Here is a 13,539-nt window from a genome sequence, read left to right on the forward strand (position 1 = left end):
CGAGATGAGTGGCGTCTAGCTTCCGGCGCCCTGCGTTATCTGCACTAGATCAGCCGCGGCTCCAAGCGCGAACCCTCCAGCACCGAATAGAAGCTTGCTCGGTGGTACGAGAGTCTTGGCGGCCTTCTTCAGCTTCTTGATGATCGGGTTCCCCGGCGCCTTAGCCTCCAGAAAGTCCTCGTAAACGGCTAGCCATCCCCGCAGCTCGTTGACCTTTCGAATGAGGTCGCGGTGGACGCGAAGATCTTCCGCGTCGAGCATGCCGCGAATCTGATCGAGTAGTTCGAAGACATAGGTCTTCGTGTCTGGGTCGATGTCGCCCTGTGCTCTGAGAGTCGTCACAATCTGGTCAGTGGCGTTTCGTGCCGCGACGAAGCCGCCGACGTCGCCGAGATACGGCTGGATGCGCGTCTTGTCAAGGTAGCCGGCGTACATGTTCAGGGTCGCCAGAGAGTCCCACGGCACTGTGTCGGTCTCACCATTCGTCCCTGCGTTCCAGGGCTGATTGGATACATAGAGAGCGTCCCACCACGCGGGAAGAAAGGCGCGATAGGCTTCCACGTCCTCGCCAGCAGCTTCTAGGGTGTCGAGAGATCGCCCCACCTCACCTAGGTACCAACTCGCACTCACCAGCCGTGTATAGCCGTTCATTGGCGCAAGCTCATCCGGCACCGCCGTGCGCACGTTCAGAATGCTCGATCCTCCCGGCACTGTCCGCCACTCGAATAGGAGCTTGTGGAGTTCGCGAGCCGGGTTCATGGGCAGGAGCCTATCGGCGCAGTCGGTCAATGCCGCCTAGGCGCCGGCGGAATATCTGAGGGCCGGGGCGCTAGGTCGCGCTGCTCACTAGCGTGCGCCATGACACCGGGTCACCCCAAAGACCGTTCGGATCGAAGAAGGGGCGCAACTGGGTAATCAACGGACTCACGCGCCCTGCGAGTGCCTCACTAGCGACGAGGCGGGCTGCGCCTGCCAGAAGATCCGCGATCTGTATTCGGGGATCAGACTTCGAATCAACGAGTGTGACGCTCAGCAACGGCACCGGTCCGAGCCCCGCCTCGGGCACGCCAGGCTCCGCTAGACCACTCTTCAAGGCCTGAATGCGCTGAGGGGTTAGGAGCGAAGTCTCGTCATGAACAACGCGAACCGGCTGGCCGGTCCTCTCATGCCACGTACGCACGACGGTAGCCAACGCGGCAAAGGTGGGGTCAAGCGCGAGATAGTCTTCCGCAGTTTTGGTCTTGTTGGCGACGAGGTCAGCCGCCTCACCGCGACCCGCGTCGACAAACCGCAGAAGGTCTGCGAGCATCCCCGTCGCTCGGAGCCTGAGCGCGCCAATTGACGCGTAGAAGTCGGACAGAGTAGCGGGAGCTCCCTTGCGGACAGTCGTGCGGAGCATGGTGTTGAACTGATCGACAGCCGTCTCCCAATCCGTGCCAAGTTGCGCGGGGCCCTCGACGAATAGAAGTCGTGCCATGTCGCCCGCGACTCCATTGCTGTATATGTCCTGGCCCGCCTCGTGCAGTACCTGCTCGACGATCAGATCGACAATCTTCCCGACGACGAAATAGCGCTTGTCGGTCAGATGGATGTCTGCCTTGCCTTCCAGCCGAGGTTCAGTGAGGAGCCACTCCAACACGTCGCGGTTTGCCGGCTTCAGGAGGACGCTGCTCTTGATCTCTGTGGCTTGAGTACCAAGATCGACGCGCAGCTGACTCATTAGGTCCTCGGCGTCATCGACAGAGATGGTCACGCCGGCGTGGGTGAACACTCTGCTGCCTGCCCGGGTGAGGTTCTCTCCTTCGTTGCCCGATTCGTCGCAGGCCACCTCGATGTATTCCGTCGGCACGACCATCCCAACTTTCGTTTCCGACACGGTAGCTGACAACATCAGCCCCAAATTCCCGTCAGTGGAGGGCGCGACCCAGAGCTATCGAGCGACGCTAGCCGGGAGCGACCAAAGGAGTCTGCCAACCACGTCGAGTGGAGCGAGAACGAAGTTCGCCGCGCCCGGGTCTCCGACCTGCAAAGTCACTTCACAAACGTACGGGAGAGGGTTGATCACCGCACGGATCCAGTGCCGATTCTGACGACTGTGCGGCATGAGGTGGTGCCGGTTCGAATAGCCGGGTCGATGCTATGGGCGATAGCGGGGCCATAGCCGGACAGCTCCCGGCAGCCGAGAGAACCACAAGCGACGCACCGAGATCACACAGACCCAAGACCCAAGACCCAAGACGAACCGAGCCACGAAGGGAGGAGGAAGAACCGAGCCAAGAAGAGAGAAGGAAAACCAGCAATGCACGCAGGCACCGTGGGTGAGCGACACCGTTTAGAAGCACTCCCCTACCCGTAGCTGCACACTAGAAAAATCCCCTGGATAATGGGCAAAACACGACCTATCCTGGCGGCATGCGAGGAGGCCTCGAGCGATGGAAGCGAGGTGTCGAATCCAGAGGGGTTCGACAGGCGATCTCGTACGCGCTGGAGGGCACCTGCGATGCTCACATTCCGCATTCCCCCGGCGTTGACGCGCTCGAAGCGTACAGTGCCGCATCCGGTTCGACCGTCTCACGATTCATCGTGGACAACGGCGTCATCACCTCCGACGGGCTCACCGCCGGCGGCCTTCGTGTCTGGCTCACTGGACACGACCCGGTCACCGGCGAAGAGCGCGGCCATCAGCGGCTGAGCCCCGACGCCGACCTGCTGCTCGACGGAACGCTCAACCACCCGAAGTCCTACAGCATCGCCGCGCTGCTGCATCCCGAACTCGCCGCCGAGTTCGAGGCGCTCCAGGACCGGCTACGGGAACGCATCTTGCTCACGTGGCAGACGGAGCTCAACGCGCGGCGCGGGCACGGAGGGCTCATGCGCGAGGAGATCACCCGCATCGAGGTCGTCGAACTGCAGCATCGGCGCTCGCGCGCGCTCGACCCGCACATCCACCGTCACCTCTGGCTGAACATCAAGGTCCTCGGCGCGGACGGCAAGTGGTCGAACCTCGACTCGCGCGTCGCGATGAAACTGCACACCGTCGTCAACGCCGAGGGCGAGCTGGCCGCGCGCACCGATCCCGCCTGGATCGCCGCGCTCGCCCGGCGTGGCTACACGCTCGAGGACACTGGCGAGATCGCCGAACTCGCTGGCGCCGTCCGACCCGTCTCGCGTCGGTCGTCGCAAATCGAAGCCAACCGCGCGCGCCTGATCGAGGACTGGTCGACGACGCACGGAGGATCTGCGCCAAGCGTGGAGGTGCTGCAGCAGATCGACCGGCACGCGTGGGCGGTGTCGCGTCCGAACAAGCCGGCCCATCTCGATGAGGCGTCGTGGGAGGCGCGCGTCCGCGACGAGATCGCAGCGATCGACCCGAGCCTGACCACCCCGCGCCCACCCATTCCCGTCGCTGCAACAGACCCGCACGCCATCGACCTGGATCTGCTCGCGGCGAAGGCAGTGGTCGACGCCGACGAACGGTCCACCTCCTGCGGCGGGAGGTTCAGCATGTTCGACATCCGCGCGGGCGCAATACGCGCGCTCTCGCGCACGGGCGTCGTTGCGGAGCGCGACCGGCTCAATGGTGCGATCGCCGAGATCACGGAGCGCGCCACGGGTGCCGTCTATCGGCTCATTGCGGACGATCCTCCGGCGCACGCCAAGGCGTTCATGGCGACTGAGACCGTCCGCGCCAAGGTGCGTCTCGCGGGCCGCTTGGACGTCCTCGCCCAACCGGGGCGTTCTATTCTGCCGGGTGAGTTGCAGCGGTTCACACCGAACGAGGATCTGTCGGCACTGGATGCGTCGCAAAGCGTTGCCGCGTGCGCCATCGCCGGCACCGACGGGCTCGTCACGGTGACCGGCCCCGCCGGCACGGGCAAGACGACGATGCTGCGCGCTGCGTTCGCGGCGCTCACGTCGCAACGGCGGCGGATGCTCGTCGTTGCCCCCACGCGGAAGGCGGCGTCGGTGGCATCTCGGGAGGTCGGGGCCGCGGCATCCAGTATTCATGCACTGCTCTCGGATCATGGCTACCGATGGGGCACCGACGAGGCCGGCGCGAAGGTGTGGACCAGGCTGCGAGTGGGAGAGGTCGATCCCAGCACGGGCGCCGAGTACGGCGGACCCACGCAGTACGTGTTGCGTTCTCGCGATCGGATCGTCGTCGACGAAGCCGGCATGGTCGACCTGCAAACGGCGAACGTCCTCGTCGAGCTCGCGATCGAGCAGGGTGTGGGGCTGGCGTTCGTGGGTGACACGCATCAGGCGTTGCCGGTCGGGCATGCGGGCGCGATGGGTTCTGCGATCCGGCACGCGAACGCTGCGGTCGAGCTCGACACGGTGCACCGGTTCCGCGATCCCGAGTACGCGGCGCTCACGCTGCGGCTCCGAGATGGAGGTGATCGCGAGCGTGCGCTGGTGGTTGCGGGCGAGCTTGCCGAACACGGTCACGTCGACCGGGTCGATCATCACGACGCGGCGCGTGAGCGGATGATCGACGCGTACTTCGACTGGCACGCACGCGGCAAGCGGGTGACGCTGGTATCTGGCACGAATGCTGAGGCGGATACGATCAACGACGCCATCCAGCAGCGGCGAGTCGATAAGGGCGAGCTCGACGTCCGCGTCGCCGGGTGGGGAATCGGGCAGCAGCGCATCCTCGTCGGCGACACCGTCCAGACCCGTCGCAACGATCGGCTCACGAGAGTCGAGAATCGAGCGCAGTGGATCGTGCGAGGCATCCGCGATGATTACGTGTCTCTTGTCTCCGTGAGCGACAGCGGCGAGGTGAGGCGCGTGTCTGCCGAGTATGCGCGCGAGCACTTGCAGCTCGCGTACGCGTCCACCGTGCACGGCGTGCAGGGCGACACCGCCGACGCCTCAGTGGTCGGGCCAGATGTCGATGCCGCGGGGCTCTACGTCGGCCTCACGCGGGGGCGGGTGCACAACGTCGCAATCGTCGTGGCGCGGACGGATGCCGCGGCCCGCGAGTGTCTCGCCGAGTCGATGCAGCGCGGCACTCCGGAGTTGACGATGCAGGATGCTGTGCGCGCGGCCGCGGCGGAGGTGCGGCGTGCGGCGAGGGCCCGGGAGGCGGCCGTGGTCACGGGGCCGGTGGCTGGGGCGCCGAGTGCGGGGCGCAGGCTGGGGATGTAGAGCCCACCGACTGCGATTGAGAGTCCCTGTGCGGGCGCCGGCGGGCGGCGGGCGGCGGGCGAGCCAGCCGTTCGTGGATGGGTCGGCCGTGCGTTCCAGTGGCGTCCCAGCCGAGGTTCAGCGCTCACCATCGATTTCGACGCCGAGCTCCGGTTCAAGAACTGCATCTGCGAACCCAACTCGCCCCCATGACGGCCCCGACGTTCTTGTACAAGTGGATATTCTCGGTCTGGCATGGGGAAGGCTCACGAACGATTTGGGGATCAGGTGGCGGCGAACTATCAACCAGGTGAACTCATCGACGATCGCGAAGTGGCGCGCTTCGATGAGGACCGACTGGGTCATAAGGACGTTGTAGATCAACTGGTCGAGCTCGCTCGAACCGTTCCTACGCCATCCAACATCGCGCTGTACGGCGCCTGGGGCTCCGGTAAGAGCGGTGTGGGACGGATGCTAGCCGCGGCAATTGCGAATGAGAGGTCGATGCGTTTCGCGCGGTTCGACGCGTTCAAGTACGCCCAGAATCCGCTACGTCGCAATTTCGTCTCTGTAGTTGCAACAGAACTAGGGCAGAAGAGCCCCAAGTACCACTCGGACTTGTACAGCGGTCGAGTCGACACTGACTTCAAGGTCCCTGCCAAAAAGGTGGGGAGCCTGCTGCTCACGTTCGCCGTCATCGCGCTCATCTGCGTGACGGTGGTCCTCGCCGTGGTCGCTCTGTTTGCGATCATTCAGCAGCAAGACGTCTGGGCGGCTTTGATCGCCGTGTTCTCAAGCGCCGTTCCGGCTTCTCTGGTGCCTGCGACTTTGCTGACCGCCGTGATTGCCCTCATCGGAAGGACGTTCGTTCAGGAGAAGCGGATCGAGAAGGCAGAGAGCGACGAAGAGTTCGAAAACCTGTTTCGACAGCTTGTTGCCGATTGCAAAGCGGAACGCCTCGTGATCTTTGTGGACGAGATCGATCGATGCGCTCCAGACGAGGTCATCGAAACGCTGGATGCTGTGCGCACCTTCTTAGGCGTGGACAAGTGCATCTTCATCGTCGCTGCTGATCCGCAATCTATCGAGCAGGCGCTCACTGAGGGCTCCACTCAGGCGACTCCTGCGGACGACGTCAACCCGTACTACTCCGCGGGCAGCGGATACCTCGACAAGGTTTTCCAGTATCAGATCTCAATTCCGCCGCTCATGCCCCAGAGCGTGACATCGTTCGCCGCCGAGCTCGTTCAAGGAAGGACTGGCGTTTGGCAGAGCGTCGATACGGGGGTGATCGCGTCCATCCTCATCCCGACACACGTGAGGAGTCCTCGACGGGTCAAGAACCTACTGAACTCCTTCGCGCTCGCGTACCGTTTGGCCGAGGCTCGGCGCTCGAGCGGGCTGTTGGATATCGACCTGCCGGGCGCCGCCGACGAACTCGCGCGACTCGTGTGTTTGCGCGTCGAGTTCCCGATCTTCGCCCGGGACCTGGTCTCAGATCCAGAGTTGGCCACCTATGTGCTGGCGCTCGCCGAAACCGAGCCGGACGCGTCGCGACAAGCCGTTTGGAAGAACTTTCCCCACGTCACACCCCAGATCAGGCGGATCGCGGAAGCATACGCTCAGAGGCGTCGGCAGGTTGACCGCCTGCTACTCGATGTAGACGCAGAAGAGGACGCGAGTGGGCCCGACCATGACGTCGTGTCCGCTCATGGTCAACAACTCATCGACTACCTGTCCCGCACCAGGCTCATCACCGGTCCCACCCGCGCTTTGATCCACCTCCAGGACAGCGGGCCGCTCTACGGATTGCCGGCTCCTTTAGCCGCCCAGCTCGAGAGGGACGCTCAAAATGGCTCGCTCTCATCTGTGCGAACACGCTATGCGGAGCTTGACCAAGACGGTCGTTTGGCGGCGCTTCGCCTGCTGATCCAACAAGCACGCACCGGCATCGGTTACGAGTCTCAGAATGTCGCCCGTGCAATCCTCGCGGCGATCGGGGAAGGCGAAGTTCCGTCGAGCGTTGCGGACGCTTGCGTCCATGTAGTGGGGCAGCTCGTCGAAGAGAACTCCGACATTATCGGCGAAGCGACCGCGCTCGGCGCCTGGACGTTGGCGCTCGCGAGCGATCGACAGGAGGCCACTCGGCTCGGCGCGGATGTCCTCGCGACGCATGCCGTCGAAACCGATGACAAACTACTTGGCGTCGTGCTGCGCAGTTCAAGCTTTGCGCGGTCAGTCGATTCCGACCGATTCTCCGAGATCCTGCACCGACGCCTGTTGAGCGATGACGTAGAGAAGCTCACAGCGTCGCTCGCCGACCTCGAGAACGACCAGTTTTCCGAAGTTGTCTCGGCTGTCGGGCCCGAGTTGGCGGCAGGGACACGCGAAGCGGCCGCGGCTCGTGAGGAGTGGGAACGTGCGACAAAGGCCGCGGCCGCGTCGGCTGCGGCGGCGGTCAATGGGGTGCGTCGAGGCGCTCCCCCGCCAGCTTCCGCCGACGACGACGAACTGATCGAGCCATTTGACCCCGCCTCCACCGTCGACGCCCTTGCCGAACTGATCCGCACACGTCGAGCGGTAGATCAGGGCGGTGCAGAGCGCCTCGCCAGCGTCCTACTCAGCGCCGACGTCAAGATCGGTCGCGATGCTGTTGAAGGACTCCTACCAGTCCTCGCTCCGGTCGCGGAAGCGGAGCTGAGCCGGCTGATTCTCAACCAACTACAGCGGCGCGAACTAGCCGTCTGGGCTCAATGGCTGGCGGTCATAGACCCGAGTGTCCCTCTGGCAGCCGCCTCCGCGCTGGAGCTCAAGCGCCTCGTGGTGTCTGCGCGTGGTACAGCGCTGGCCGACGAGGAGCAGATGCCTCGACTCCGGCTCGTTGCCGAACGGATCGAACCGCTCTTTCATGCGGTGGATGACAAGACCCTCGAGACCCTGCAGGATGCTGCCTCGGACCTGGGCCAATTGGTGGAGGACTCCGCGGACCTTGACGGTTGGCTCAGGCGAAGGGAGGTGGCGGAAGTCCTCGCCCACGCCGGAGTGGCCGACGCTCGTCGCGTGGACCACAACGAGATCACCACGCTTGTCCACGTGCTCAAGCTGGACCATGAGGAAGAGCAGGTAGAGTCCCCGATGGCGACATTCGTAACGGCCCGCGTCGAGTCGGTGTTGGGCAATGAGGTCGAAGGCAACGACTACCTCGAACTGGTCTCTGCGCTGCGCGACTGCACGTGGCTGTCGGAGTTCGATGATGCTCGCCTTCGGGCTACTGTCGCCGACCTCGCCCCAGACGTTGCTGCGTCGTGCGGCGTGCGCGCGCCCGATGCCAGGACACTGCTCTCCTACAAAGCCGACCTGAGCTCCGATGCATACAACAGCATGACTCTTCATTGGTTGAGTGCCACGGACGAGGAAGCTGGAGCAGTGCTGTCCGTGTTTGACACGACGTTGCGCGCGGCGACGCCGCCGCCGCCCGAGTTCGCAAAAGCTATGAAGTCGTGGAGAGGCCGAGCAGGGGAGGCACAAAGGGCGGACCTCGTCCGTCCTTACCTTGAGAACCCCGCCCGCTATCTTGCTGACGATCGTCTACTGTCAATTGGCTTTCGCGAACTACCTGACCAAGAGGCGACAGCCATGCTGATCACCCGATACCAGGCATCCTCCACCAATCCCGCCCGCGTCGAAGCCCTAAGACTTTGGAGGCTAGCCAACATCTCCGAGTCGAGTTCGCGAGCGCAACTGATCAAGCAGATCATGATTCCGATCTTCCGCCAGGGCGTCACCGCTGTGGAGCCCGCCCTGTCGCATCTTCCCAACCTCGCCCGGCCGGTGCCGCGGTCAGTGAAGAAGGAACTCGGCGATGCGGTGGTCGCCGGCTGCGCTGGTCGGCCCGCGCTCGAGGCGCGGGCCACGGCTGCACTGGAGTCGCTTGGATACGCCGTTAGGCGGACGGGATTCTTCGGTCATCGTAAGGAAGTCGACACCAGCGCTTAGCTTTCGCGTCATGAGTCAAGGTGTGGTTCGGGCGTGCGTGATCAGCCCGGGCGTGATGGTGCGTCCGGGCTGTTGGGTGATGAAGTGCGTTCCGGGTAGAAGGCTGAGCCGCCGGAGGTTCGGCAGGCTGATCAGGCGCCGTGGTGCGGCAGGCTTTCGTGTTCGCCGTCAGAGGCGGCTCAGCGCGGACGGGCGGGAAGCTAAGTTGCGCCGTCGAGCGGCATAGCAATCGTGGCCGTCACCGTCCGCGGCTGAGCCTCCCTTGACGGTAGGCCTGTTCATCAAAGGGTTGTTGAGTCACGAGCATCCGATAGATGAGGCGGCAGGCGTTACGAGCCAGCGCGACACGCGCCTGGATGGGAGCCATGCCGCCTGCGCGTAGCTCGGCGTTGCGTTCGGCGAAGGCGGGCGAATACATGGATAGTCCCCATGCGATGCCCATGAGTGCGTCGCGGTGCTCGGCCAGGTCGCGATCCGGAATGCGATCGACGCGCGATGCGCCGGGACGAACGACGCCGTTCAAGTCGACATTTCGACACGGGAGCTGGGTCGCCGGCCGTTTCGTGACGTGTACTTGATCGACTCGCCGCCGTTTGTGTTGGGGGTGGTGAAGAGCAGCTTCCCCTTACCGGTAGCCCTGGATCGCGCGATCGCCCCATGGAGCGGGGTACGTGCCCTATAACGTAGGGACGTGCTGTCAGCCGAGCAACAATTCGCGGTTCGGACCAAGATCGCAAAAGCTGAGGAGTTCATGTTGGTCGCGGAACTGGCGCTGGAGATCAACGCCTACGACGCCGCGGTGAGTCTCGCTGTCTCGGCGGGAATCAACGCGTCGGATGCAATCATCCTCGCGGGTGGCGGGGTTGTTCCCAACTCATCCGACCATCACCAGTCGGCCAGAACCTTAAGGAGAGTCGACTCGGTTGCCGCCTCGCAATTGATACGTGTGCTGGCGGTGAAGCATAAGGCGCAATACTCGCTACAGCGGTGTACGCGTTCAAACGCGGAAGAGACTCTTCGTGCAATCTGCGCGACTGATCGAAAAGAGCAAGATTACACATGTCTGATGAACCCCTCAGCAGCGACGCTCCCCTCCGTTGCTTCGTTGTCGGGCCGATCGGGAGCAAGTTCGCCCCTATCGGTGACCCGGCACGGGACATATATGAGGATGCTCTCGACGTCTTCGAGAAGGTAGTTCAGCCGGCCTGCCACGCGTTCGGTCTGGACCCGGTGCGTGCAGACCAGATCGCCGCGACAGGTGAGATCACGGAACAAGTGTTCCGACGCCTCCGAGACGACGAAGTGGTCATTGCTGACGTTAGCGGAGGAAACCCGAACGTGATGTATGAGCTTGGCTTGCGTCACACCCGCCCACTGTTGACGATCCAGATCGGCGAGTACGGTCAGCTCCCGTTCGACGTGTCCGCGATCAGAACTATTCAGTTCTCGCGATCCGAACGGGGCCTCATCGACGCCAGGAAAGAGCTCCAAAGGGCTTTGAGCGCTGGTCTAGCAGAATCGGGCGTGCCGGTATCGGCGACGCGGGTCTGGAACGAGGACGCCGAGCCGTCGGCCCAGCCAAACGATCTGGAACCCGTCGAGCAGCACGAAGCGTCTGCCGAACTAGAAGAGCCCGAGGGGCTTCTAGATCAGCTCGCCGGCTTCGAGGCCACGATGCCCGGGCTTTCCGAGACTACGGACCGGATCAGTGGTGTCGTCGAAGAGATGGGAGCAATAGCCGTCGACTCCACTGCGACGATTCAGGCGGCGAACGCGCTGAACCCTTCTGCACAGCAACGGCTGACACTAGTCGCCAAGTTTGCAAGCGCACTCCAGCCGAAAGCGAGCGAACTGACTGAATTGACCGTTGGGTTCGCCCGCGACATGTCAGCCGTGGATCAGCAGCTCACCGGGATCTTGGACTATCTAGAAAGCAATCCATCGGCAGCCGGAGATGAGATCGATTCGTTCCTCGACGCCATTCCTAACCTCGCGCGCTCGTCCCGCGAATCGATGGAGAACTTTAGCCAGTTCAAGATGGCGATCGACTCTATGTCATCGATGAGCAAACTCCTGCGGCGACCGGCCAAGGAGATCTCTGACGCCGTTGACCGAATGATGGACGCGACGCTTCGGGCTGACGCATGGGAGTCTCAGGTGATTCGCATCCGCAAGAAGCGTTCGGCGTCGGCCGAGGCGGCGTTGCCGGGCGCCCCGAGGAACGATCCGAAGTAGCTGCGGGCCGAGTGGCCCGCTGACTATTGTTCTGGTTGCGGGTTCTGCGGCCCCGTTGCCGCGTGTTCCGAAGAGCAGGCAGATTGACTAGTCGACGAGAGGGCGGGCGTGGCACATCTAGGCAAGGCATGCTTCGTTCTCAGCGACGACGTTTGCGTCTTGTGGAGCGCGACCTTCGCCTTCTGGGAGTTTCTCGCGACCGTAGTTGCTACGGGGGTCGTCACGGTGCTCACCATCTACTACAGCGTTAAAGCATCCCGCGACGCGACCGCCAAGCAACTGGAGGCCGCACGTAAGGCGGCCGATGATGAGCGGCGTGAGCGCCAAAGCGAAACAGCTCGGCGGCAAGTGGTTGAAGACCGTGAGCAACGTACCCGCTTGGCGGGCTCGATGGTCCGGGTGGCGCACCAGCTGAACGCTTCACAGTCGAAAGAACCGAAGTCAGCTGAGCGACTAGGCGCCGAGGCTGAGTGGGCTGCCCTGCGGATCGCGTTCGAGACTTCGGGACTCCCTAACGCGTCGGAGATGTACGAGTACGCGAACATACGAGTAGAGCAGGCGAGCGCGCCGGAAGATCTTGTCAAGAAGACCGACACCGAAGGCATGTCGTTCATCGAACTCATGACGCGCGGCGACCTTGAAAGGAACCTTATCCCGACTGTCGAGAAGTGGGCGCGCGAGCCAAGCGAGTATCCCAACCCTGAGGAACTTCAAGCTATGCGCGACTGGCTGACCAGATTCGAGAGGATACGGATTGAGGAGGCGATACGGGTTGGGATGGAGTTCATGCGGAAGTACGGCTCAGATGCGCCCAACGGGGAGTAGCGGAGCGACCCCGACGGCCAGCGCTGCTTGAGCACCGGCTCCGCCGCAGTGATTCCAGCGTGCGCAGACGGCTCCGCATTCGCACCGGTGCCCGCATGCAATTCCCGTCTGCCACCACCCGCCGCCCGACCGGAACCGCTAGACCCGCCTCCGCCGAAGCAGGAGTGCCCCGACAACGCGACCGCTGCCGGGGCGAAGACCTGGGTGCGGGATCGAAATCCCGCAGTGACACCTCGTACCGCCATGGTTGGGGGCGGTCCCAGGAGTTGCGTGCCTCACCCGACCTAACGGAATAAGGCGGCGTCGGAGACGCTCCGATAGTTTGGCACATCTCGGGAGTACCGTAATTGACGTGACGTCCCTAATCGCGTGGACAGCTGCGGACTCGCGAGGACCCTCGTCCCTGAACCTCGCCGCGGACAGCAAGATCTCGTGGCCGGGAACAAGCAGCGAGTGGAACGAGGCACAGAAAGTATTCGCCTCATCCGTGCATCCGCTCGCGGTGGGATTCGCGGGGACGCTCGAATTCCCCTCGACTGTGTTGCCGAGCATCATCGAGCGCATCGATCGCGGTCTCGCTCCGAACGGCAGCCGCCTCCAGGACGTAGTGACGTCTGCCCTCCGTCACGCCTGGTCCTCTTACCGGCCCCCTCGACGTGAAAGTCAGGAGATCGAAGTTCTCATCGCCTCACGCGATGGAGCCGGCATGCAAGGCGAGTTCGGGCTGCGGCAACTTTCTTGTCGACACGCTTCCTCACGTGCTGATGACGGCTGGTCTATCCAAGACGTGAACATTCCGCCCGGATCCACCGCGATCAGAATCGTTGGCTCGGGCGCCAGCGCCGTCAAGCGTCACATCGGCCGCTGGCAGACGAGCGATGCGGCGAACACGAGCCGAGCCGTCTTCAGTGGCTTCGTCGATGCGATTGTGAGCGGTGTTGATAGGCAATCGGGCGGTGCCCCCCAGCTCGCCAGCATCTATCGAGTTGGACCCGCGAGGCTCCTCGGAGTGGTCCACGGCAATCAACGCTATTTCGCCGGGTCGCATTTGGTTGGGAACGAATCAACCGGTGGCGTCGAATGGCGCACCGCGACATTCGAGCGAGCAGATGGGGATTCGAAAGTTCGGCTCTCGGGCGCGCAACGTCAACCTCGTCCTCCTCTTCTGGAGCCGCCAGATCGAGCGTGATCGAGGGCGCGGGCTGCGGAACCTGGCGCGCGCGACCGCCGTTTCACGAGACCCCGCCTGGTCGACATATCGTCAGCCGCTATGGGGGCTTGCGCGGCGCTTCCAACGGACGGCGCGAATGAGGATCACAACCGCCGCGACGGCTCCAGCGATATAGAGAA

At 63.5% G+C, this 13,539-nt stretch carries 8 protein-coding genes; 5 read left to right on the forward strand and 3 right to left on the reverse strand.

What is annotated here, in order from left to right; all coding sequences use genetic code 11:
• Nucleotides 1–15 precede the first annotated feature (15 nt).
• Nucleotides 16–759: a hypothetical protein gene (locus tag ACI3KX_RS00500; protein WP_404907035.1), complete on the reverse strand. Its 744-nt coding sequence runs from the start codon at nucleotides 757–759 to the stop codon at nucleotides 16–18.
• Between the two features lie 70 nt (nucleotides 760–829).
• Complete coding sequence (locus ACI3KX_RS00505) at nucleotides 830–1,855, reverse strand: DUF3800 domain-containing protein (RefSeq protein ID WP_404907036.1); 1,026 nt, start codon at nucleotides 1,853–1,855, stop codon at nucleotides 830–832.
• A 728-nt stretch (nucleotides 1,856–2,583) separates the two neighbouring features.
• Between ACI3KX_RS00505 and ACI3KX_RS00510 the strand changes: the two genes are divergently transcribed.
• Nucleotides 2,584–5,154, forward strand: coding sequence for an AAA family ATPase (locus ACI3KX_RS00510; RefSeq protein ID WP_404907037.1), 2,571 nt, complete (start codon nucleotides 2,584–2,586; stop codon nucleotides 5,152–5,154).
• 234 nt (nucleotides 5,155–5,388) lie between these two features.
• Nucleotides 5,389–9,129: a P-loop NTPase fold protein gene (locus tag ACI3KX_RS00515; RefSeq protein ID WP_404907039.1), complete on the forward strand. Its 3,741-nt coding sequence runs from the start codon at nucleotides 5,389–5,391 to the stop codon at nucleotides 9,127–9,129.
• A gap of 238 nt (nucleotides 9,130–9,367) precedes the next feature.
• Here the strand turns inward: ACI3KX_RS00515 and ACI3KX_RS00520 are convergent, their stop codons facing one another.
• Nucleotides 9,368–9,652, reverse strand: a complete 285-nt coding sequence (locus ACI3KX_RS00520; RefSeq protein ID WP_404907041.1) for a hypothetical protein — start codon at nucleotides 9,650–9,652, stop codon at nucleotides 9,368–9,370.
• 536 nt (nucleotides 9,653–10,188) lie between these two features.
• Between ACI3KX_RS00520 and ACI3KX_RS00525 the strand changes: the two genes are divergently transcribed.
• From ACI3KX_RS00525 to ACI3KX_RS00535, 3 genes are all read left to right on the forward strand, one after another.
• The gene (locus ACI3KX_RS00525; RefSeq protein WP_404907043.1) at nucleotides 10,189–11,364 is read left to right on the forward strand and encodes a hypothetical protein; all 1,176 of its coding nucleotides are present in this window, start codon (nucleotides 10,189–10,191) and stop codon (nucleotides 11,362–11,364) included.
• A 108-nt stretch (nucleotides 11,365–11,472) separates the two neighbouring features.
• Nucleotides 11,473–12,189, forward strand: a complete 717-nt coding sequence (locus ACI3KX_RS00530) for a hypothetical protein (RefSeq protein ID WP_404907044.1) — start codon at nucleotides 11,473–11,475, stop codon at nucleotides 12,187–12,189.
• 352 nt (nucleotides 12,190–12,541) lie between these two features.
• Entirely contained in the window at nucleotides 12,542–13,378 is an 837-nt protein-coding gene (locus ACI3KX_RS00535) for a hypothetical protein (RefSeq protein WP_404907046.1), read from the forward strand.
• Nucleotides 13,379–13,539 lie beyond the last annotated feature (161 nt).

Origin of the sequence: Microbacterium sp. ZW CA_36 (genome assembly GCF_044987475.1) — a bacterium.
Lineage (GTDB): Bacteria > Actinomycetota > Actinomycetes > Actinomycetales > Microbacteriaceae > Microbacterium.

Coding starts and splice junctions, on each gene's coding strand:
- ACI3KX_RS00525 (WP_404907043.1), top strand. CDS start 10,189: ATGTCTGATGAACCCCTCAGCAGCGACGCTCCCCTCCGTTGCTTCGTT.
- ACI3KX_RS00505 (WP_404907036.1), bottom strand. CDS start 1,855: ATGGTCGTGCCGACGGAATACATCGAGGTGGCCTGCGACGAATCGGGC.
- ACI3KX_RS00500 (WP_404907035.1), bottom strand. CDS start 759: ATGAACCCGGCTCGCGAACTCCACAAGCTCCTATTCGAGTGGCGGACA.
- ACI3KX_RS00515 (WP_404907039.1), top strand. CDS start 5,389: ATGGGGAAGGCTCACGAACGATTTGGGGATCAGGTGGCGGCGAACTAT.